Consider the following 21,780-nt stretch of genomic DNA (forward strand, 5'->3'; position numbering starts at 1 on the left):
CAGGGAGGCCCTGCCAATACCACCCCTAGATAGAGACTCCCTTGGTTCAGCCCCTCCGATATCTACTTGTATGACACAGCGGCAGATCTATGAAGAGATCAGAGCCGGTTCATCAATGCTCGGAACCATAAGCGGAAGCCAAAAACACGCACCGCCGAGCGGTCCCCACCAACCTTGAGAGAGCAAAACATGAATAAGAACAAGCTGCTGACCATCGCCCCCGCGCTGGCTTTGGCCTTGCTGCTCACCACAACAGCCTGCACCGCACCGTCCCCGCAGAGCACTTCCGCGACTGCTGAAACGCCCGCCCAGGCCGATCCGATCATCGGGGAATGGACTATGACAACCCTCGAATTCGGTACCGGTGGTGAAATGCAGGAGGTACCGTTCTCTGGGCAGATTATTTTCACTGACGCGGGAACGGTGTCCGTGCAGGCCATGAACCCAGACACAGCCGCAGCCGACACCCCCTACACCGTCCAGGGGTACGAGGCGTTTTACGGAGACGCCAGCGTCGACGCCGACGCCGGCACTTTCTCCGTCGTTGTCGAGTCCGCGGCAGCACGCGCCCTCATCGGCCAAACCCTCAGCCGCAACTTCGAGGTGACAGACGACACCCTCGTCCTTACCCCGGTCGACCCTTCCGAGGGCTGGCGAGTCACTTACGAACGCGCAGCCGCTGAGGAAACGCGATGACGACCTGGGACCCGGTAATTCTCCACGAAACCGACCCCGGGGGCTTGGCGCCCGACATTGAGGACCCGTTCGACTACAAGCCGTGGGGCAACTTCGGCTTCTTCGACAACACCGACGGGAACACCGCCTCGCACGATCTGACCAGGATCGGCGAGACCGAGGACATCGACCAGATCGAGCTGCTGGACGGGCAGCAGATCACCACAGCGGTCGCGACTGACCGCAAGAGAAACCACGGATGACACACGAGATGACGACCCTCACCCGACGCGGCCTTCTGCTGACCACCACCTCCTTCGGCGCAGTGGCCCTGGCCGCCTGCACCAGCACTCCCCCGCAGGACGCCTCGACGCCTGCGCCGACGGGAACCGCACGCGAGCGCACCGAGACCTCCGAAAACGTCGTCCACGCCCAAGGCGGCCTGTACGGCGTCGGCGTGTACAACACCGAACAGGTCGCCGACGAGATGGTGTGGATCGACGAGAACGTCCAACCACTCGACGGCGCCACGAAGCGCATCCTCATCACCGGCTCCGCCGCCGGTGCCGGGCAGCTCGCCGCTGCCCATCTCCTCAAGCGGGGGCACATTGTCGTCGCGCACGCCCGGAACGAGCAGCGCGCCGCCGACGTGCGCCGCGACCTGCCGGGCCTCGAGGACGTTGTGACCGGCGATCTGCTCGACCTCGACCAGACGAGAGCGCTGGCCGAGCAGATCAACGCCCTCGGCGAGTTCGACGTCATCGTTCACAACGCCGGCGAGTACGGGCTCCCCGCCGGCGACCTGCTCAACTCCAACTCTCTCTCGCCGTACCTCCTCACCGCGCTGGTGACCCCGCCGCGACAGCTGACCTACCTCTCTTCGGACCTGCACCTCGGCGGAGACCTAAGGCTCGACGAGGTGCGCTCGGGCGGCGGCATCGGCTACGGCGACAGCAAGCTGCACATGGCGATGATCGCCACCGCAGCGGCCCGCCTCTGGCCGGACCGGCAGGTGAACGCCGTCGCACCCGGCTGGATCCCCACCCTGATGGGCTTCCATAACGGAAACACCAGCACGCCCGACAGCCTTCGCGACGGCTACATGACTCAGGTCTGGCTGGCCGAGGGCGTCGAGCCGGGCAGTGACGTCACCGGCGAGTTCCTTTTCCACCAGCAGATCGAGACGCGCGTGAACGAGCTCGTGCACGACACCCAGGCGCAGGACCGGCTACTGGCCGCCTTCGCCGAGCAGACCGGCGTCGCGTTCCCCGCAGAAAGCTGAACCCCTACCCCAGGCTCGCCCTACGGGAGCCGCACCGCCCACAGAGAGGATCGACGACTTTGAGCGTCTCCACACACACCGATCGACCACTCCGCCGCGGCCTTCTGGCCGCCGCGGCTCTCCTCGCCGCTTCAGCGATCGCGCTGGTCCCGGCCTCACCGGCCGCTGCGCACCACGGCTGGGACGGCTTCGAGACCAACGACCTCGTCTACATCGCCGGCACCGTCTCATCCGAGGGGAGCTGGGGCGATCCGCATTCACTTTTCGATGTAGCACTGGATGCCCAGCTCCCGGCCAACACGCCCGATCTGCCGATCCCCGAGGAGCTGTCGGGCCCGGAGGACAGCCCCCGGGTCGAAGCGGCCCTCGCGTATGACGGCGCCCACGACGAACTCGAGGTCATCATCGCTCCGCCGTGGTGGTCGAGCAGCAACGGATTGGACCGCTCCCTGGAGGCCGGAGAGCGCTTCCAGGGCGTCGGATACATCAACAGCACCGACGACGGCCTCTTCCGTCCGGTCGCCTTCTGGTACGGCGACGACAATGCGCCCGTCAACCAGGTGATCGGCAACACGCTCCCGGTCAGGGCACCGCTACCGGGCGATACCCAGGCAAGTGTTGAGCCTGCCGCCGCGCCGTCCGCGGCAGAGGACCCCGTGGAGATGGACCCTCCGGCGGAGGATGCCGGCATCGCCGATGCCAGCGGCTCAGAGACGTGGGTCGTCTGGGCGGCGTTCGGTGCCGCCGTCGTCATGGCCGTCGTGGGCGGCGTCCTCTACGTGCGCCGCCGTACCCGCCAGGATGAACGGAGCCCGAATGCCTGAATGGCTCGAACCGATCCTGCGCTGGCTGCAAGATTCCCCGCTCGGTGATGCCGTGCGCTCCACTCCCTTCATGTACGCGACGCTCGAGAGCCTCCACATCCTCGGGATAGCCGTGCTCGTCGGCCCGGCCTTCGCCTTCGACCTCCGGCTGCTGGGCGTTGCGCGTTCACTGGTATCCGTCACGAGGGCCGCACGCTATCTCCTGCCCGTGTCCCACCTCGGACTGGCCATCGCCGTCGTCACCGGCATCCTGCTGTTCAGCGCGCAGGCCATCGGCGTCGCCGGCTCCGGTGCTGCACCGTGGAAGCTCGGACTCCTGCTCCTGGCCGGGCTGAACGTCCTCGTCTTCCACCGCGGCGTCCACCGTCGAGTCGACGAGTGGGCGGACGCCCACGCGACACCGATCGCAGCCCGCATCTCGGCGGTCGTTTCGATGACGACGTGGACGGGCGTGATCTTCGCAGGACGATTCCTGGCCTACGTCTGATGGTTCGTTCCATCCGGCAGTGCGGCGCATAGCAGACTGCCGGCCTGAACATCCCTGCTCCTCCCGCCGCACCCGGCGGGTAACGAACCCCATGCGGTACGAACAAGGAAATCGCCATGACGTCCACTGTGTAGGCTTACGGGGCCACCAGCGCGACCACACCTTGGAGCCGAAGACGATTGAGCGCCGCCGCGCCGGATCGCACGACGAGTTAATCGACATCGACTAGGTGAACCAGGATCCCCCTCCAAGGAGCGCCTCCAACGTCTTGCCACCTGGTCCGCTGCTAGGAGAAGGATCCAATAACCACCGGCGGATCCGAACGGAAAACACGCGCGGTTCAGCTCCTTTCGCGAAGTTTAGCCCTTTCCACCAGGTCGGCCGCCCGCGGTCGCGTTCCAATGTGTAATTGCATGCCCTTGGGCAGGCCAGTGACCGTCGTATTGGTACCAGAGATGTCGATGGTGATCCTGCTGTTCGCCATGGGGGCGTTGGTGATATGCAGGCCGCCGTAGGATTCCGGGAGCGCGGGATCCATCCAAAGGCCACCGCGTGCAACATCAGCGTAGTAGCCCATGAGGTTTTTGATCAGCATGATTGGAGTGGTCGCGGCCCAGGCTTGAGGCGAGCATGCCGTGGGATACGGTACTGGTTCGTCGAAGTGCTCACGGCTGAAGCCGCAAAACAGCTCAGGCAGTCGGCCTTCCGAATACTCAGCCGCCTCAAATAATGCTGTGGAAATACGCTGCACCTGCTCCACGAAACCATAGCGCAGGAGTCCGGCTGCAATGATGGCATTGTCGTGCGGCCACACAGACCCGTTGTGGTAGCTGGCGGGGTTGTAGGCACCCATGTTGCTGGCCAGTGTCCGCACGCCCCAGCCGCTGAACATCTCGGGGGACATGAGACGTTCTGCCACAAGCGGGGCCTTGTCATCATCGATGATGCCAAACACCAGGCACTGCCCCATGTTGGAAGCGCATGCATCCACAGGGCGCTTCTGTCCGTCGAGGGCGATGGCATAGTAACCGACGTCGGGCAACCAGAACTGCTCGTTAAACTGCTTCTTCAACTGTGCCGCGAGCTCCCGGTACCTGGTGGCAACGCCCATGTCACCGGCGTCGTAGGCTATCCAGGAGCGGGCCAAATACGCCCCATAGACATAAGCCTGCACTTCGCAGAGCGCGATGGGGGGTTCGGCCAGAGTGCCATCTGCAAAGTTGATGCCGTCGACGGAGTCCTTCCAGCCCTGGTTGATCAGCCCCCGGTCACTGAGGCGCTGATACTCCACGAACCCATCGCCGTCCTTGTCACCGTAGTCCCGGATCCAGTCGAGGGCCCGGTCAACATGGGGCATGAGGGCAGAGATCGCATCCGTGGAAAATCCCCAGCGGCTTACTTCCCCAAACAGGGCAACGAACAAAGGTGTCGCGTCTACGCTGCCGTAATAGGCGGACTTGCCGCCCAGCGCCAGCCCGCTTGAAACATCGAGCCTGACCTCGTGCAGTATCTTGCCCGGCTCTTCCTCGCTTCTTTCATCCACCACTTCGCCCTGCCGGTCAGCCAGGGTTTGGATGGTGCCGAATGCGAGGGATGGGTCTACCGGCAAGGCCATGAGTGATGCCCATAGCGAGTCCCGGCCGAACAGTGCCATAAACCACGGTGCTCCCGCAGCCACGACGACGCGCTCAGGGTGGCCTGGATCTTCAATGCGGAGTGCACCCAGATCGTCGTAACTCCGGCGAAGGGTCCGCTCTATGGCTCGGTTGCCCACGTGCACCACCGGGATTTTGGACACCCATTCCTGCCGACGCCGGTCCCGAGGAGACAATTGCCGCTCGTCGGGATGGACGAAGGGTATGGCCGTATCAGCTCCGTTGCCGGTGGGCGAGACGCTCACGGTGGCACTCCATTGTCCGTGCGGTGGAACAACGGCGAGATACGTCAAGGCTTCGGACGAGGCCTCGGCACCACTGCCCGCTATGACCACTCCCTTACGAACGTCCTGCCAGACAGCCTGGATGGTCAGCGCGCCGCGGTCCGCTTGGCGGGACTGTTTCCAGCGCCGCTGAAGGCGTGCTTCCTTCACCTCGAAGAGGTCAGCGAAGTCCGCCTCGACCCTAAGGCCGACTTCGCATTCGGTCGGAGCCGGCGAGTAGTTCCGGACGGTAATCCGCTCTACGATTCCAGTGCCAACTTCACGGAGGCGTTCGACAATGAGAGGACTATCCGCATCCCCGTCCAAGTGCGATACGCGGCCAACAAACAAGCCGCGATACGGTTCCTTGGTCTTGGCGGCCAGCGGTTCCAAGGACCTGCCATTGACGGTCAAGCTCCAGCCGGACAGGATGCGGGTGTCCTCGTGGAAAACCCCATGAGGATAGTCCGGATGGATATCGCCGTTTTCCGAGGAAATGCAAAAGGATGAGCCCTCCACCAGAGTGACCGACCCACGTCCTACGGGCCCGGCAGCGGTATCAACATTCCATCCAGCCATCACGACTCCCTCGAAGGAATGCATTTCAATGGTCCAAGGCCTGCGGTACCTGCAGATCCCCGTTGCTCGACGATTCCCTCGTCCTCCGACGCTACGCTTGTGCGCCGGAGGACGCCAGATGCTGAAAACCGCTGCCCGGCCAGTGGCAGATGAGGCATGTCCGGGCATAATCTCTGGTGAATGAACGGGCCATCCTCTTAACTGGCGATGCCGTCAGTCGACATCGTACGTGTTTGCGATATACACGTCACAAGGAGCGTTGTGCGCCACACTGTTGGCCACGCTGCCGAGGACGCGCCCGATGCCGCGCATCTTCCGGTTACCTACAACGATGATTTGGGCTTCCATACGGAGAGCTTCCTTGATGAGGGCGTCCGCCGGCCGGCCTCGGGCTGACGAGTAGGTGACCTTTATGTCCCGCCCCAATGATTCCGCCACACCGCGTGCCACATGCTCGGCACCATCCGCTGTGGAGACAACACGCTGGTCACTGCCGCTGCCGAGTACTTCGGTCCGGTCGCTGTCGAAGGCCGATACCACATGGAGGGACGCGCCCAGCGCTGAAGCAAGGTCCCTGGCTGACTCTGCCGCCCTATTCGCCGTTTTGCTGCCATCAACTCCCACAACGATTACGGGACTCATGTGTTTGCTCCTTTGTTATGTGTATGCGGACGAGTTCTAGCGCCTGCCGCTAGATCAGGATATCCTGCATTATGAGATTTGGCACAGAAAACGGTGCTAGGGGCGATTCGTCCGGAAGGGACGCCTGTTATGAGTGGACGTGACTCGTCAAGCCCACATGGGATCCTGCACATCCTGGAACTTTTAGGGGAGAGGCTGCCTGCGTGGTGGACGGCCCCATCGCTAAGGCGACGGGAGCAGCTATCATCGCGGGTTTCATCCGAGGAGCCCGCGTACTCGTGGCCTGTCGCTGATACATTCGGCATGCCCTGGTAGTGGACACATCTCGTTCGAACGTCCGGCTTATTATTCGCCCCCGGCATCCACATCCGAATTCAAGTAGCCGGCCAGTTCCATAGCCCGCTTCCTGCATTCACTTCCGCTCTTGCTGCAGACGGATATCTTCCGTGGCCGGCGACTCGGACAACGGCTGCGCATACTCCGAGAGAGTCCGCCCTCTCTGGATGAACCATAGCGCCAGGGCAAAGGCAACGACGACGGCTGAACCTCCCATGACAGCGGGCCACCGGCCGATATGCCAGAGTACGGCGGCAAGTGTTGATCCGATTGCACCGCCGATGAAGTTGCAAACTATATGGACTGTGTTAAGGCGGCTGCGGGCGGCAGGGTCGATCGAGACAATCATTGTCTGAAGGAGCACCAGCACGGTCTGGACACCGACAGAGAGCAACGCGACGGCGATTAGTACGGCGACAATGGAAGACCCGCCAAACCCGGAAACAGAGATCGACACCAACGTGATGGCAAGACCGATACCGATGGCCGGGACGGACCATCCGCGGCCATACACCCGGCCGATGAATTGGGCACCGATGACTCCCGCTACGCCGAGCAGGCTCACAAGGCCAATCTGGGAGGCCGTGAAGGAGAACGGGGCCGCCGCCAGCAAGAACGTGAGTCCGGTCCAGAACGCCATAAAAATACACATCAATGCCGCTCCGAAAACCACGATGATCCTGACCGGGCGATGCCGGACGACGGACTCCAGGACGGAACGCAGCAGAGCTCCATAGGGTATTCGGTCCCGAGGGGCCAGTGCCGGAACAGCAAAGCACATGAGGGCCGCAAGAAAAAGCATCGCTGCCGACGCGGCAACATAAACCATGCGCCACCCGAATATGTCCGCGACAATTCCGCTGACCAAACGGGACAATAGGATGCCAACCAAAAGTCCGGACGCTATCGTCGCAACTGCGCGTCCCCGTTGCTCGTCAGTGGCAAGATCGCCGGCCAGCGGCAGCAGCAATTGCCCGGCGACGTTTGCAAAACCCACCAAAGCCAGGGCGGTCAGCAGGACAGCGAAATTCGGCGCCAGTACACAGCCCCCCAAAGATAATGAACAAAGAAACATGATTATGGGGATCAGGCGCTTCCGGTTCACAGTGTCACCAAGGGGCACGACGAGGAATACCCCGAGCGCATATCCCACTTGGCTTAGCGTCACAAGTAGTCCAGCAGTACCCGGCGAGACGTCCAGCTCCCCGGCAATGTCCCCGAGCAACGGCTGTGCCCAATACAGGTTTCCCACACCGACGCCACCTACAAGGGCGAAAAGCAGGGTAAGTCCAGCACTGATTCCAGAGGCCCGGCCTGGGTTTTTCTCGCGGGGAGCCATGGGGGCGCCTTTCAGTGGATCAGGAGTAGGCGGATCAGAGCCGCCGGGACCACCTGCCCCCACCGGCAGTAGCACACACGATATCCTGCTATTTTGGACAAAGGCAAACATGCGCGGCCCCCTCTGGGCGACACATCGATGAGGCCTCTACAGCGGGAGATTACCGCTTGCCCCATTCGGAGCAACCAGATAGGTTTTATATATAAAACTTGAAACCCTTCGACTGCGGAGGGGAGGAAAAGCGGGGCGGGCGTGGAAACGGAAACAAGTGAGGGCAAGTATCGGGCGCCAGCCTTAGCCAAGGGACTCGACATCCTCGAACTCCTGGCCTCTGAGGATAGCGGCCTGGGCCAGGTCGATATTGGCAAAAAGCTCGGTCGAACCACATCGGAGATTTTCCGCGTGCTCATGGTGCTGCGCGAACGTGGCTATGTAGAGCTTGACGAGGGCGAGCGCTATCACTTGACCACAAAACTGTTTGAAGTCGCGCATCGCCAACCGATTATTCGTCGCCTGACAGCCATTGCCGGCGATGAGATGCAGAAGCTGGCCAATCGCATCAGCCAAAGCATTCACCTCTGCATCCTTAGTTCCGGAAAGCTGCTCGTTATCGCTCAAGTAGACAACCCGGACACCAACATCAACACGGTTCGCTTGGGCTCACAGATCCCCATTGACGATTCCGCCTCTGGCCGAGTACTTGCAGCATTCATGGGGGACAAGGAACTCGAGAATCTGCTAATGCTGGCAGGCAACGAGACCAGTGCGCGGCGGTCGCGGTTCCTCTCCGATCTGCCCGAGGTCCGCAAAGCCGGGTTCTGCCAGGGAAAATCGCTCACCATCGAAGGGGTCACGAACATCTCAGCGCCGGTCTTCGACTACACCGGGAAGGCGGTAGCTGCCATGACCACGCCCTTCATCCATCGCCTCAATGGCATGGGTAATGCCCCGGTGGATCAAGCCCGCGCGTTACTCGTGGAAGCGTGCAATGAATTGTCCCGGCGGATGGGTGCAGGTGCCTCGAAAGGCGACTGAGCATCCGAGAAAAACGCGGATCAGCCTGAGGCGTTAGCCCCAAAGGGCTGCCCCGGAAAGCCTGGTTCTCGCTGCTGCCTGGATCCGGCGAACGCGGGCCATAGCTCCCCATGCCCCCGGGCTCGGACTCGCGCCCAAGGGATAAGGTCTACAGGCGCCGCCGCTGGCGTAGCAGCTGCCCGAGCATTCCCGATCAAGTTCGAGGGATTCTGCCCGACTGTGCCCAGGAGCTTCAGCTAAGCCAAAAGCCACCTCCCCGTCCCTCGGCTAGAGCGACGGGAAATTTGTTACGCCCTCACCTCGATAGAAGGGCGTTGCTATTGACCACCTCACTCATATATGAAACTCTGACTCACATACGAAACCGTTGCGCGTCCCTCCGCGCTCAAGATGTCCAAAAGCTTGAGGGTGCGCAGAAATACAAGAGGAGTCTCGATGAAGCGATTCGAAGGGCGAACCGTGGTTGTAACCGGCGCCGGCAGCGGGATTGGCGCCGCCAGTGTTAAGAGGTTGCTTGCTGAGGGGGCGACAGTGGTGGCTGTCGACGTCACTCAAGCCGGCGTCGACGCCGCTCTGTCGATTGCAGCGGAGGAAGACCAAATCCATGGGGCCGTCCTCGATGTCTGTGATCACCTTGGGACGGTGGAACTTCTCGCCGAAATGCGTGAGAAGTTGGGCGGGCTCAACGGCCTCATTAACTGCGCTGGAATTACGGGCGAGGGCAGCATCGTCGACACCGATCCGGAAAAACACCGGAAGATCATGGCGGTGAATCTCGACGGAACAATCAATATGTGCCAAGCGTTCGTGCTGGCAGTTCAAGACGACAGCGGGCCGCGCGCTATCGTCAATATATCTTCGGGCGCCGGCGTCCTTGGTGTGCCGAACCGGCTGTCTTACGTCGCTTCGAAGTTCGGGATCTCCGGCATTACTAAATCGATGTCGCCGGAGCTTGGACCCCTTGGTATCCGGGTCAATGCGGTCGCTCCGGGCATGACCAGGACACCCCTGGTCGAGTACATGATGGAGGATCCCGCCGCTGTCGCCCGTATCAACGCGAAGCATCCGATCGGGCGGATTGGCTACCCGGAGGAAATTGCTGCGGTCATAGTTTTTCTCCTGACCGATGACGCAAGCTTCATGACCGGCTCGGTTGTTTCAGTAGACGGCGGCCAGACTGCATGCCTCTGACACGCATGCTTGACTGATCACCGGCCGGCAGAAGGAAGAAGTACATACAGGCGCCCGGGGCGCCATGAAAGTGACGGGTGGAGTTAATGACCGAAATTCAGCTTTTGGTCGACTGCAAGAACCATCTTGGCGAAAGCCCGCTTTGGGATGCCCGGCAGCAGCGACTCTACTGGATCGACAGCACGGCGTGTGAAATTTGGAGTTGCGACGAAGCCGGAAGCGACGTGCGCACCTACTATGTTCCGACCTACATCGGATCCATAGCGTTGCGCGAAAGCGGGGGCGCTGTTCTCGCCCTTGCAAACGGATTCAACTTCTATGATTTTGAAACGCAGGAAGTCACGCCCATCGCCAACCCCTTAGCGGATAGATCCGATTATCGATTCAATGACGGTAAAGTCGACCGCGCGGGTCGATTCTTTGCAGGGTCAATGGGCTACGACTTCGACCCGCTCAGCGTGGACATCCTGCGGAAACCGGCAGACAACGGATCTCTCTACCGGCTCGACCCCGACCTTTCAGTGTCGGAAATAGAGACCGGCATGATTTGTTCCAACGCCCCCTGCTGGAGCCCGGACAATAGGACTTTCTATTTCGGCGATTCCGAACACAAGGTCATTTGGGCCTACGACTACGACATCTCCACCGGCGAAATTTCGAACAAGCGCGTCCATGTTTCCGACCGAAATTACGCTCGAACTGTCGACGGTGCGACAGTCGATTCCGAGGGCTTCCTCTGGAATGCCAAAGTGCTGGGTGGCCGCATCATCCGCTACGCGCCAGATGGATCAATTGACCGTGAAATCAATGTTCCCGTTCGGAACGTCACCAGCCTCATGTTCGGGGGTCGCAATCTGGACGTTCTCTACTTCACAAGCATGTCGAAGGCGTCGCGTGGCGTGCCGACCACGCAAGCTGGCGCCGGTGGCCTGTTCGCAATCTACGGGCTCGGCGTGACGGGCCTTCCAGAAACCCGCTTTGCCGGATAAATCGGGCGTACTTATGCCTGCCCTAAATTTTCTGACAAAAAAAGAAAGACACGCTATGTCTACCAATATTGACCTTTCCCACCACCTAGCAAGATTCGCGTCAGATACCCGCTTCTCGGATTTGCCGCCGCAGGCGGTCGAGGCGGCCAAAAAGAGTCTTCTGGACACAATCGGCGTCATACTCGGAGCGAGCGGAATGGAACCGGCAGTTAGACCCCTTATCGAGCTCGTCTCGGAAGCCGGCGGGAAGGAAGAAGCACGCATTCTAGGGTTCGGCGGCCGCGTTCCAGCCGGTGCAGCCGCCCTCGCCAATGGCACTCTGGCCCATGGACTCGACTACGACAGCCAGACACCCTGGGGCGCGCATCCGGACAGTTCCCTCGTACCTGCCCTCCTAGCCTTGGCTGAGCGCAAAGGCGAAGTAACCGGCGAAGAGTTGATCGCAGCAGTTGCCATTGGCCAGGAACTCTTCATCCGGCTCCGCTGCAATGTGGGCTGGCATATGGACTGGAACTTGTCCGGGGCGGTCGGGGTGTACTCGGGCGTCGCGGCCTGCGGAGCGCTTTTGGGCCTGAGTTCACAGCAGATCGCGCACGCAATGGGGATCGTCAGCCTGACAGCGGGCGGGACGATGGAACAGATCTTCGGCATCGGCAGTGATCTACGCGGGCTTTATGCCGGTTTCATAGCGCAAAGCTGCGTCAACGCCGTTCTCCTTGCCCAGAAAGGGATGCTTGGAATGGAGAACCTGTTCGAAGGTGAGGCAGGCATTTTCAAGGTCTATTTCAACGGAGAATATAACCGCGAGAAGATGCTCGAGAACCTCGGGTCTGAATATCTCTGTGCGGGAATGACCTATAAGTACTGGCCTGCAGTGGGCAACGCCCATACTTACATCCACGCTGCCATTGAGCTGGCACGAGAAAATCCGATAGACGTCGAAGAAATAGAGACAGTGCGCGTATATGTTGGAGATTTCGCCCAGCGGATGACCGCACCGCTGGATCAACGAAAGACACCCAAAACGATGATGGATGCGAAATTCTCGTTGCCGTTTACGGTTGCGCTGGCCCTCGTCAAGGGAAACATGTCTATTTCGGATTTCTCAACAGATGCCCTCAAGGACGCGAGAATCCTTACGCTGGCCGATAAAGTCGAACCAGTATTCGATGAGGCCTTCAACTGGAATCTCAAGTTGCCCGACGGCAAAGTCGAGGTACTCATGCGTGACGGCCGACGGATCGAACGCCTGGGTTCAGAAGTTCCCGGCACGCCAGAACGTCCGATGACATGGGAAGAGCTCCGCCAGAAGTTTAGCGACTGCGCAGAGGCATCCGTTCACTCGGTTCCCTTCGAAAATGTTAAAAGGGTCCAAGACCTTATTCAGGACATCGAAAACTGCGATGAAGTCATTGAGGTTCTGGCACTGATCAGTTGATTGACACGTCCGAGCAATAGGACGTTTGCAAAAGTGGCGATCGTTTTGGACGCTTTCACCCCAGCACGATATAGAAGATGCTTGACCATATCCCACATAGCGGGATAAAATTGATCAAGAAGCTCTTTAGGGATTCGTCTCAACTCTTTGGACGAACCCAGGTCATCCATTCGGCCCTCAAGTGCCACAGTGTACTACCCATAACACTGCAGTTGCCGCAGGGACAGGACCTTTCAACCCATTGGAACATTCGAGTTACGAATGTCAGTGGCCCAAGACTGGCACCTCTGGGGTGCCGCATACCCAGCCCATATGGGCACACCTACGAGGAGGTAGCGTGGCTACGAATTCTTTACCGGCAAAGCCGGCCGTGGATCGTAAGACGGTCATAAGGAAAGTCAGACGAACAATTCTGCCCGTGGCCTTCCTGTTATACGGATTCAACTATATGGATCGTGCCTCCATCAGTTACGCGCAATTAACAATGGGCAAGGAACTCGGCATTGACGTTGCGACATACGGTGCCATCGCCGCAATCTTCTTCGTCGCATACGTTCTCCTGGAAGTGCCCAGCAACATGATTCTTGCAAGGGTTGGGGCACGACTCTGGCTGGCACGTATCGCGATTACATGGGGCCTGGTCACCATGGCCACTGGATTCGTGTACTCGGTTACCCAGTTGTACTTTGCCCGCGTCCTGCTGGGTATCGCTGAGGCCGGGCTTTTCCCAGGGCTTATTCTGTTCCTCACCTATTGGTTCCTGAACCATGACCGCGGACGGGCTATCGGTGCCATCGCACTGGCCATGCCTGCTGCTCTTATTGTTGGAAGCATAAGTGGCGGCTTGATCCTCGAGTACGTGGATTGGTTTGGGCTCAGTTCCTGGCGATGGATCTTCATCCTTCAAGGCCTGCCGCCAGTCCTGCTCGGCATCTGGATCCTCCTGACGCTGGCTGACCGCCCTAGCAAGGCAAAGTGGCTCAGTGCCGACGAAAAGAAGTGGTTGGAAGGTTCCATAGCTGAAGAGTATGCAGCCATGCCCGAAGACAAGCACGACAATGCGAGCGAACTGCGGGCCTTGCGGAACCCCAAGATCCTATACCTGGGCCTAATCAATGCCCTCGCGGGTGTGGCGTCTTACGGCATGACGTTCTTTCTCCCCCAGGTTGTGTCCCAACTCAATCCGACGTACTCTCCGACCAACATCGGCCTTTACGGCGCGATCCCGTACGTGTGTGGTGCCGTCGTGATGTTGCTGCTGGTCCGTTACGCAGACATCACGGGACGACGGAAGTTCATCGTGCTGTCCTGCTTCGCCACCGCGATCATTGGCCTGCTCATGACCGCAGTGTTCCGTGGCTCCCCGCTACTGGGCATGATTGGGCTCATCCTGCTTGCCTGCGGCGTAATCGGAAACATCCCTACCTACTGGGCCCTGATCAGTCAGATCCTTACCAAGCGGCAGGCCGTGGTCGGAATCGCAGTCATCAATTCCTTGGCTTCCGCTGGCGGTTTTTTCGGGCCGTTCCTCATTGGCAAGCTGGCCACCCCCGGCGACACCATCGTGGGGATGACTGTCCCGCTGGTTGCGCTCTCGCTCGCTTTCGTCTTGTTACTCTTCGTCAAAGTGCCACCCCGGACCCAGGTGGAAACCGCACCGCCTGAGAAGCTGGTCCCTCTCGAACCAGGCACAGCGATGCGCGACTAAGTCGACAGCAGTGCATCAGGTCCATGACGAACTCGCTCCATAGGACACCAGAAGTATGGCGGCACAAGCCTTGGCCCTAGAGGAGCGTCGCAATATCGGGGCTACTGGACCAATGGCCTATCAAATCAACCCCTGACTGAAGGAAGATCGCGAAGATGACAACGACAACATATGAAGACTTTGCTGGCACGCGAGAGGGAAGGCGCTTTCGTATCGGGGTCATCTCCGCTGAGGGGGTGACGGTCCCTACTGGCGGTCACGTGATGGAGATCCATAATCCTGCTACCGGCACGGTCATTGGTGTGCTTCATGAACCCGGCCCGGCAGAGATTGATGTGGTGGTCGCGGGAGCGAAGGCGGCGTATGAGAAGGTGTGGCGCGGGACGGCGCCTGAGGTGCGGGCGGGCATGCTTACGGCCTGGGCGGATTTGATTGTCCGGCACCGTGAGGAACTGGCCGACATCGAAGTTGCCGACGTCGGCCACCTGCGCCACGAAGCCCTCGCTGACATCGATAACAGCGCCCGGGTCCTGCGCTACTACGCCGGGATCGCCGACAAGCTCGAAGGCCGCACCTTCGCGCAGCTGCCGGACAGGCTCTCCTACGGGCTCGACGAACCCTTCGGCGTCGTCGCCGGCGTCAGCCCCTACAACGGCAACGCGAACTTCGTCGCCCTGAAAGCAGGACCGGCGCTCGTGGCAGGGAACTGCATCGTGATCAAGGCACCCGAAGTCGCACCCCTGCTGAACTACCGGATGGTCGAACTCGCACTGGAAGCCGGCCTCCCGGCCGGCGTCGTCAACGTCGTCACCGGCCGCGGTGAGAAAGTCGGGCCACTGCTCACCGAGCACCCCGACATCGGGATGATCGCCTTCACCGGCGGGCCGGGCTCAGGACGGGCCATCATCCACCAGTCTGCGACCAACATCGTTCCGACGTTCCTCGAGCTCGGTGGCAAGAGCCCGGCGATCCTGCTGCCGGACGCCGACCTGGACATCGCCATCCCGTCGCTGCTGCACTCAAACTTCGCCAAAAGCGGCCAAAGCTGCGTGACAGGATCACGGATCTTCGTCCCGGACACGATGTACGCCGAAGTCAGCGACCGGCTCGGGCAAAAAGCGAAAACCGTCCGCGTCGGACTGCCCACCAAGGAATCCTCACAAATGGGCACCCTCATCACCCAACAACACCGCGCCAGGGTTGATGCCCTGGTCAAACAGGCCATCGACGCCGGCGCGGTCGCCCTGGCCGGCGGCAAACCGGCAGAAGACGGCGAACTCGCCAACGGCGCCTTCTACCAACCCACCGTCCTGGCAGAGGTCACGGACGACAATCCCGCCGCCCTCAACGAAGCCTTCGGCCCGATGGCAAGCGTCCTGTCCTACTCCGACGTCGACGAAGTCATCACCCGCGCCAACTCCTCCGAATTCGGCCTCAGCGCCCAAGTATGGGGCAACGACGCACGCACCATCCAACACCTCACCAAACGCCTCGAAGCCGGAACCGTCTGGGTCAACACCTACCGCTCCTTCCACCCCACCGTCCCCTTCGGAGGCATGAAACAAAGCGGCTTCGGCAAAGAAAACGGCTTCGACTCCATCGCCATGTACACCCGCAGCAAAGCCATCGTCTGGGACCTCACAACCAAACGCGAACTCCCCTACACCGACAGCTGACCTTGTATAGATGAGTGGCCCGCTTTTGCCCCGGCGTCTACGGCGCCGGGGCACCCCTTTTTCCGATCAGGAGACAGCCTCAGGCAGCTTGGGGGCCACGCGGTACGAAAGCGGGCGGTGCGACGTGAGGTGCAGCAGGTGGTATTCACCGTCAAACAGGCGGCAACGAGTTATCGCAGCTCCTGCTCGAGAAGCAGCGTCCTTCCTCAGAACCGAGGTCCCGCCGGTCTGCGCCCCGGCCCGGGGCATACGCACTCCCCCACCGCACTGTTACCCGTCCTCAGCTCGCAGGAAGCAACGGGTCGGGTACGCCGGCAGTGGATGGAGGGAGACATTCACCCTACGACTTTCGAATAGATGAAGGGCTTTTGGTTCGTGATTGTTGGCCTTGCACAGGCCCGGCCAATCGTTCCCTCCCCCCGTAACGGGACGTCAATGCCATGCCTGAATGAATCTTTTCCGCCCAGCGCTTGCGAAGTCGCGTTGTCGGGGCGGCCTGCAGCCTCGGCGTACCTTCGTTCCTAATGGTCGGCGGCTACTGCCTCTTCGTCAGTGCACCTGCACCGAGGGGTTTGAGGCGCCCCGCGGAGCTTCTAGGCCGTTGCGGTTTAGAACAAGACACTTCGGCCGGCAGGCCCCCTTCGACCGTGGTGTGCACCCCGGAGCAGTACAGGGCCAGGGCCGTGCCCAAAGTGACGCTCGCGCGTCGAGTCCCATCCGAGGTCAGCGCGATCATACTGCAGCGCTCACCACCATCCTGGATCTTGACCGAGATGGGACGGAAATTTTTACGGCGGAGCTCGGCTGCTCCCAAGGGGTCGGGAACGGCGTCAATCGGGTAGTCGATGTATTCACCGGTGAACGCCTGAAGTTGCAGATGGGTGGTTCCTTGGCCGTACGACGCTCCGACGACCGCTGCTGACCCGATGAACTGCCCTTTAGAGCGTGCGTGCTTACGTTTGTCTTCCATGCATTCCTCCTGGCCTCCGGTCACGCAGACTACCTATCTGAGGTCCGTCTCTTCGATGCAGAATGGTGCGGGTTTGGATCAGCTGGATCTTCGGCAGGAGAGCACGGCTGGCCCTTCGGCACTTGCTGGCATGCCTGCATTGACGTCGTACCACATTTAGTATATCCCACAATGCGGGATACGGTCATTGACAATCCATGCCACTGCCACCCATCCCAGTACGTCCGTCAGAAAGATGCAGCCTGCCGCTGCCTGGATACGAGTAAGCCCAATGGTATGAAGCAGAGGCCGGCAATCGCCGTGCCAACAACGACAGGTCCTATTACGCCCAATTCCGACTCGAGTGCCACCCCTGCACCCCATGACCCGATTGCGGTTCCAAGGTTCAGGAAGGACGTGCATAGCGCTGAAGCAAGGGTCGGTGCAGCTGAAGCGAACCGAACCGCCATCGAAATTAGGAGGGGGTGCGTTGACACTCCGAACAGCCCCAGGAGCACTGTTAGGCATACCGTAGGGACCGGTTGCTGCGACGCAAAGCAGAGGGCACCGAGCACCAGGAAGGTGCCTGTCGTAGTGGCAAACAGCACGGAGTACGGGCGGCTGGCGCCAAGATGGCCGCCAGCATACGAGCCAATGAAAGCTCCCGCTCCGTAACCGAGCAACACGAAGGGGGTCACTACCTCGGGCAGGCCCGTATTGACCATCAGGAGCGGGACGAGAAAGCTGTACGCGGAGTACGAGGCCCCGTTTACGATCACGCAGCAAGCCAGGACTAGCCAGACGCGGACGTCCCGCAAGGCTTTGAACTCCGCCCAAACCGAGACGGCGCCTGTATCAGGCGAATCGTGCCCAAGTGTCCGGTAAACGGCCATAAGACCAAGTCCGGCGAGAGCAGCGAGGACCCAGAACGGTCCTCTCCAACCTATGAATTGACCGGCAAGGGCACCGACAGGAACCCCGATAACGTTGGCGAGCATTCCCCCGCTGATGACAATGCCAACCGCCCGCGAACTTCCTTCCGGCCCTGCTACACGTGACGCCACTACCGCCGCGACAGCCCAGAAGGCACCGGTGGCAAGGGCCGTAACAACGCGGGCAGTCAACACGAGGCCGAAGTCGGATGAGATGGCAACGATGACATGTCCAATGGCGAAGATCACCAGTGAGAGGCAGAGCGCAGTTCTCTGGGAGAGCTTCAGCATCAGAACCGCCATGAGAGGCGTCCCAACCACCATGCCAATCGCGAACACGGTGATCATCAGGCCCGCGTCAGCAACCGTGACCCCGAAATCGGCAGCGATTGTTGGGAGAAGGCCTGCAACAATAAACTCGGTCGTTCCCATGAGGAACGTGCCCCCTGCCAGGACAAAAGTGACAAAGGAATTTCGGGCCTTTAGTGTTACAGCCCCCATGGAGTCGGATGTCACGGGCTATGTCCTTTTCTGATGGGAACGGAGTCAGCCGGTCGTGTCCTGGGTTGCCGTGTGGGACTACAACGCGAAACGGTCCCTGCGCCGGATGTGTCGGGACATGCGCGCAGGGACCGTTCTGCTTCTGAGCCAGACGGCCTGTGAAGCGGCCAGCTAAACCGTCAAGCTACAGGCGTGGTTAGGGGTGGCTATGGTTCTACCGGCATGCGGGTAGAGACGGAGCGGTCCGTCGCTACGACTGGCGGGCCGCTACCGGTTCATCGAGCAGCGCGAAGAGGGGCGAATTGTCGACATAGATGCGCTGATCCGTGAACTTGCCTTCTTGCACCGTGAAGACCGAACACGCCTTGATGGACACGCTCCTCCCGTCGTGGAGGCGCCAGACCCCCAGGGACTCGAAGATCACGACGCCTTCATCTTCCTCCCACACATTGACCAAATCGTGGTGCAGTGATTGCACCCGGCCCAGCAGGCCCGACATCGCGGTGAGCGCCGCATCGCGACCGGTGATCGTCGGTGCGGGAGCGAAGGTCAAAGTTATGTCGTCTGCGAAGTACTTCCCGTACCGGTGGGGGTCGTTAGTCTCCATTTCGGCGTAGTACTCGGTCAGCAGGTCAACGATTTCCTGTCTTGCGCGCAAGATCGGACTCCTTCTGGTCAGCAGGTTTGTTGGAAGAGGTGGATCAAAATGAGCTGGCTCCGCTCGTTACCGACTCATTTACGGGCCCGTACCCGCTGGGCCACCGTGTAACCCGACACTGCAACGAGCAGGATAATGCCATAAATGACTTGCTCGGTCGCGTTCGGAATGTTCAGCAGCGGAGTGACATTGTCGAGCAGCGAGAGGAACACGGCACCCAGAAGGGCGCCGACGAAGGAGCCCCTGCCACCGGTCATAACTGCCCCTCCCAGGAACACTGCGGCGAACGCAGGGAGGGAGTAGGTAGCACCTACGGCGTTGGAGCCGATCCCTGTCTGCGATGCCAGGAGCACGCCTCCGACTACCGCCCCGAGAGCGCACACGAGAAGTCCGACGGCCCGAATGACGCCGACCTGCCGGCCGATCCTTCGGCTTGATTCGGGATTGAACCCGGCAGCTCGCACTGCCAGCCCTGTCCGGCTGCGGAAGAGCCAAAGCTCCAGTGCGATCGTCAGCACAATCAGGCCGATAAAGGGTGCCGGCAGGAAGGCAACTCCGAGGCTGACCGCTGTTCCGAGGTCAGGCGCAATGACACCGCCCGGGGCCGGCCGCAGGATGATCGCGATGCCCTGGACAATGCCCATAGTGGCAATAGTGGCAACGACTGCGTTGATCTTGAGCCAACCAATCAGTACCGCGTTGAATCCGCCGATGGCCGCCGCGACGAGGAGGAGCAATGGAATCGTTGCCGCCAGCGACGCGGGACTTAAGTCCGGTAGCGTCATAGAGACTAGGACTACGGTAAGACTTATTGTTGATCCGATAGAGAGGTCGAAGCCTCTCGAAAGCATGGTGAACTGCTGCCCGAGGGCGACGAAGGCCAAGGGCAGGGCAATGATCAGCATGTTCGCCAGGTTGGGCCAGGTCCAGAAGAAGGGCGACTGGCTGCCTGCGTACCCCGCCACAATCGCCGTCAGCAGCAACAGAACAACTATGGGGAAATTTGAAGTGGCGCGCGCGATGAGTCGGGACAAGAACCCCGCGTCGCTTGGCACTTGATCGACGTGGCTTTGGTCGACGTCAGCTGCACTGACAAAGCCACGGACGATGGCGGACTCCGTCATCGGACTGGCAATCTCCTGGACCACCTTGCCCCGTGACATAACGTAAACCCTGTCGCACAGCCCTGCCAGTTCAGCAGAGTCTGAGGAATTTACGAGTACGGCCATTCCTTCCTCGGCTGCACTGGACAGAACGCGGTAGATGTCCATGCGGGCCCGCGCGTCGACACCTTGAGTCGGTTCATCGACGATCAGGACCTTGGGGGGCCGCAGAGCAGGCCTGGCCAGGACTGCTTTCTGCTGATTACCCCCGGAAAGGCCGCTGATGGGCTGATAGGGCGATGCGGCCACGATGCCGAGCTGCTTCGAAACCTTACCGAAAGCCTCCCGCAAGCGGCCTGGCAAGGCGAGACCGAAGGGACCGCTTTCAGGACCCAGCTGGGCAGTAGCGTTTTCCATCACGGAGAGCTCGCTGTAGACCGACTCCACGGCGCGATCTCCGCTTTGGAAACTGATGCCGGCATCTAAAGCCGCCGATGGACCGCCCCGTCCAACGGGTTTGCCGTCCACCAGGATCTCTCCCGAGGTGCGCTTTTCGCCGATAAGGCCCCGCAGGAGGGCTCTCTGTCCGTTGCCCTCTGCGCCAGCGACGCCGACGATCTCGCCTGGACGAACGCTGATCGACACAGGACCGTATCCGTGCCCGGCCAGGTCTCGAACCTCGAGCCTGTTGCCCTGCGCCTTGGACGGCGTTCGCGTCGGGAACTCGAGGTCCGTCGGGGCGCCGACCATGACCTCGACTATCTCATCCACTTCCCAGCTCCTGCCACTCCAGGTGCCCTGGATTACGCCGTCGCGGAGGACGGTGAGCCTGTCGGCGAGGCGGCGAACCTCTTCAAGGCGGTGGCTGACATAGACAATCGCCACTCCTTCGTCACGGGACTGCCGAATCAGCTCCTCCAGATGCGCTGCGTACTGCATGTCGAGGGCTGCTGTCGGTTCGTCGAGCATCAGGACCCGTGGCTGGTGACTCATGGCCCTCGCGACTTCGAGGAGCTGACGGGCCCCCGGGCCCAGTGCGCCAACAAGGTCGGTGGGTTTGAACGGCAGGTCGTAACGGGCAAGAAGGCGGTCCAGATCCGCCGGGCGGGGCTCGCCGATCGCGTTGAATGAGAGCGCAATGTTCTCGGCGACGGTGAGTTCCTCAACCAGGGATGTGTCCTGGTAAGCGGTCATGAGCCCTAGCTTGCGGGCGCGCTTCACTGACCCCCCGGCCAGCGGCTCGCCGCCGATCGTGACTTCGCCGGTGTCGTGCGTCAGTACACCCGAGGCGATCTTGATGAGGGTGGACTTTCCGGAACCGTTTTCGCCCACAAGCGCGTGGACTTCCCCCGGCCGGCAGTCAAAATTGACGTCCGTCAGCGCCTTCACACCCGGATACGACTTGGACACCCCGGCCAGGACGACGGCTGGCTCCTTGGAGCCAGCCTCCCCGGGCACCGAGCCGGCTCGTGTAGCCCCAACGTCCACAATCTTCTCCACTACGTGTTCTCCTTTGGT

At 60.9% G+C, this 21,780-nt stretch carries 18 protein-coding genes; 11 read left to right on the forward strand and 7 right to left on the reverse strand.

Features of this window, described 5'->3' with window-relative positions; translation table 11 throughout:
- Positions 1 to 189: 189 nt before the first annotated feature.
- The 5 genes from ACZ9BC_RS21385 to ACZ9BC_RS21405 are packed head-to-tail and all read left to right on the forward strand — an operon-like array spanning position 190 to position 3,268.
- Positions 190 to 696: a lipocalin-like domain-containing protein gene (locus ACZ9BC_RS21385; RefSeq protein WP_476247707.1), complete on the forward strand. Its 507-nt coding sequence runs from the start codon at positions 190 to 192 to the stop codon at positions 694 to 696.
- The gene (locus ACZ9BC_RS21390) at positions 693 to 938 is read left to right on the forward strand and encodes a hypothetical protein (protein ID WP_476247708.1); all 246 of its coding nucleotides are present in this window, start codon (positions 693 to 695) and stop codon (positions 936 to 938) included. The genes ACZ9BC_RS21385 and ACZ9BC_RS21390 overlap by 4 nt, the downstream gene beginning before the upstream one ends.
- Positions 935 to 1,957 (forward strand): SDR family NAD(P)-dependent oxidoreductase, encoded by a 1,023-nt coding sequence (locus tag ACZ9BC_RS21395; protein WP_476247709.1) that lies wholly within the window; start codon positions 935 to 937, stop codon positions 1,955 to 1,957. The genes ACZ9BC_RS21390 and ACZ9BC_RS21395 overlap by 4 nt, the downstream gene beginning before the upstream one ends.
- Before the next feature lie 59 nt (positions 1,958 to 2,016).
- Entirely contained in the window at positions 2,017 to 2,781 is a 765-nt protein-coding gene (locus ACZ9BC_RS21400; protein WP_476247710.1) for a hypothetical protein, read from the forward strand.
- Complete coding sequence (locus tag ACZ9BC_RS21405) at positions 2,774 to 3,268, forward strand: DUF6644 family protein (protein ID WP_476247711.1); 495 nt, start codon at positions 2,774 to 2,776, stop codon at positions 3,266 to 3,268. The genes ACZ9BC_RS21400 and ACZ9BC_RS21405 overlap by 8 nt, the downstream gene beginning before the upstream one ends.
- A 340-nt stretch (positions 3,269 to 3,608) precedes the next feature.
- On the opposite strand, the gene ACZ9BC_RS21410 is transcribed toward ACZ9BC_RS21405, so the two are convergent.
- The 3 genes from ACZ9BC_RS21410 to ACZ9BC_RS21420 all read right to left on the reverse strand — a co-directional run bounded on the left by ACZ9BC_RS21410 (position 3,609) and on the right by ACZ9BC_RS21420 (position 8,082).
- Entirely contained in the window at positions 3,609 to 5,765 is a 2,157-nt protein-coding gene (locus ACZ9BC_RS21410) for an amylo-alpha-1,6-glucosidase (RefSeq protein WP_476247712.1), read from the reverse strand.
- A gap of 213 nt (positions 5,766 to 5,978) precedes the next feature.
- Entirely contained in the window at positions 5,979 to 6,407 is a 429-nt protein-coding gene (locus ACZ9BC_RS21415) for a universal stress protein (protein WP_430225973.1), read from the reverse strand.
- 412 nt (positions 6,408 to 6,819) lie between these two features.
- On the reverse strand, positions 6,820 to 8,082 hold the full coding sequence (locus tag ACZ9BC_RS21420; protein WP_476247713.1) for an MFS transporter: 1,263 nt from the start codon (positions 8,080 to 8,082) through the stop codon (positions 6,820 to 6,822).
- Positions 8,083 to 8,334: 252 nt separating this feature from the next.
- Between ACZ9BC_RS21420 and ACZ9BC_RS21425 the strand changes: the two genes are divergently transcribed.
- The 6 genes from ACZ9BC_RS21425 (at position 8,335) to ACZ9BC_RS21450 (ending at position 16,119) form a co-directional block, all read left to right on the forward strand.
- Positions 8,335 to 9,117 carry an IclR family transcriptional regulator gene (locus ACZ9BC_RS21425; protein ID WP_476247714.1) on the forward strand — a complete coding sequence of 261 codons (783 nt, stop codon included), beginning with the start codon at positions 8,335 to 8,337 and terminating at the stop codon, positions 9,115 to 9,117.
- A gap of 435 nt (positions 9,118 to 9,552) precedes the next feature.
- Entirely contained in the window at positions 9,553 to 10,308 is a 756-nt protein-coding gene (locus tag ACZ9BC_RS21430) for an SDR family NAD(P)-dependent oxidoreductase (protein ID WP_476247715.1), read from the forward strand.
- Between the two features lie 86 nt (positions 10,309 to 10,394).
- Positions 10,395 to 11,297, forward strand: a complete 903-nt coding sequence (locus ACZ9BC_RS21435; RefSeq protein ID WP_476247716.1) for an SMP-30/gluconolactonase/LRE family protein — start codon at positions 10,395 to 10,397, stop codon at positions 11,295 to 11,297.
- 55 nt (positions 11,298 to 11,352) lie between these two features.
- The gene (locus ACZ9BC_RS21440) at positions 11,353 to 12,735 is read left to right on the forward strand and encodes an MmgE/PrpD family protein (protein WP_476247717.1); all 1,383 of its coding nucleotides are present in this window, start codon (positions 11,353 to 11,355) and stop codon (positions 12,733 to 12,735) included.
- A 337-nt stretch (positions 12,736 to 13,072) separates the two neighbouring features.
- Positions 13,073 to 14,443 carry an MFS transporter gene (locus ACZ9BC_RS21445; RefSeq protein WP_476247718.1) on the forward strand — a complete coding sequence of 457 codons (1,371 nt, stop codon included), beginning with the start codon at positions 13,073 to 13,075 and terminating at the stop codon, positions 14,441 to 14,443.
- A 236-nt stretch (positions 14,444 to 14,679) separates the two neighbouring features.
- A complete protein-coding gene (locus ACZ9BC_RS21450) occupies positions 14,680 to 16,119 on the forward strand; it encodes an aldehyde dehydrogenase family protein (RefSeq protein WP_476247719.1) in 1,440 nt (479 codons plus the stop codon).
- A gap of 535 nt (positions 16,120 to 16,654) precedes the next feature.
- On the opposite strand, the gene ACZ9BC_RS21455 is transcribed toward ACZ9BC_RS21450, so the two are convergent.
- The 4 genes from ACZ9BC_RS21455 to ACZ9BC_RS21470 all read right to left on the reverse strand — a co-directional run bounded on the left by ACZ9BC_RS21455 (position 16,655) and on the right by ACZ9BC_RS21470 (position 21,762).
- A complete protein-coding gene (locus ACZ9BC_RS21455; protein WP_476247720.1) occupies positions 16,655 to 17,089 on the reverse strand; it encodes a hypothetical protein in 435 nt (144 codons plus the stop codon).
- A gap of 227 nt (positions 17,090 to 17,316) precedes the next feature.
- Positions 17,317 to 18,516, reverse strand: coding sequence for an MFS transporter (locus ACZ9BC_RS21460; RefSeq protein WP_476247721.1), 1,200 nt, complete (start codon positions 18,514 to 18,516; stop codon positions 17,317 to 17,319).
- A gap of 235 nt (positions 18,517 to 18,751) precedes the next feature.
- Positions 18,752 to 19,159 carry a nuclear transport factor 2 family protein gene (locus tag ACZ9BC_RS21465; RefSeq protein WP_476247722.1) on the reverse strand — a complete coding sequence of 136 codons (408 nt, stop codon included), beginning with the start codon at positions 19,157 to 19,159 and terminating at the stop codon, positions 18,752 to 18,754.
- Positions 19,160 to 19,233: 74 nt separating this feature from the next.
- Positions 19,234 to 21,762 (reverse strand): ATP-binding cassette domain-containing protein, encoded by a 2,529-nt coding sequence (locus ACZ9BC_RS21470; RefSeq protein WP_476247723.1) that lies wholly within the window; start codon positions 21,760 to 21,762, stop codon positions 19,234 to 19,236.
- Positions 21,763 to 21,780 lie beyond the last annotated feature (18 nt).

It is taken from the genome of Pseudarthrobacter sp. TE3704 (assembly GCF_056279405.1).